Origin of the sequence: Nocardioides sp. CPCC 206348 (assembly GCF_048654705.1) — a bacterium.
Classification (GTDB): Bacteria; Actinomycetota; Actinomycetes; order Propionibacteriales; family Nocardioidaceae; genus Nocardioides.
In genome coordinates, this window is sequence record NZ_JBMCZA010000209.1 from 16,855 (window position 1) to 17,443 (window position 589).

At 71.6% G+C, this 589-nt stretch carries 1 pseudogene; it reads left to right on the plus strand.

Annotated elements, in window-relative coordinates:
* A pseudogene (locus tag ACOADB_RS20675) lies at positions 1 to 589 on the plus strand (NADH:flavin oxidoreductase); the annotation flags it as partial.

Here is a 589-nt window from a genome sequence, read left to right on the forward strand (position 1 = left end):
GATCTCGTCGTTCCTGGCGCCCGCGCTCAACCGCCGCCGGGACCGGTGGGGCGGGCCACTTGAGCGGCGAGCCCGCCTCGCCCGGCAGGTCGCTCGCGTCGTACGCGAGGAAGTGGGGGACGCGGTCGCGGTGACCGCGAAGATCTCGGTCTCCGACGGCTTCCCCGGCGGTGTGACGACCGAGGCCGGCATCGAGTTCGCGCAGCTGCTGGAGGCCGACGGCCACCTGGACGCGCTGCAGCTGTCGGGCGGGTCGTCGCTGATGAACCCGATGTACCTGTTCCGAGGCGGGGCGCCGGTGAACGAGTTCGCCGCCACGATGCCGCCGCTCGTGAAGTGGGGGATGCGCACCCCTGCGGGCCGCAGCTTCCTCAAGGAGTACGAGTTCGAGGAGGCGTACTTCCGCGCCAAGGCGCTGGAGTTCCGGGCCGCCGTGTCGACGCCGCTGATGCTGCTCGGTGGCATCAACCGCCTCGAGACGATGCAGCAGGCCATGGCCGACGGCTTCGAGTTCGTCGTGATGGGGCGTGCGCTGCTGCGCGAGCCCGACTTGGTGAACCGCCTCGCGTCCGGGGCCGTGGGTGGCGGG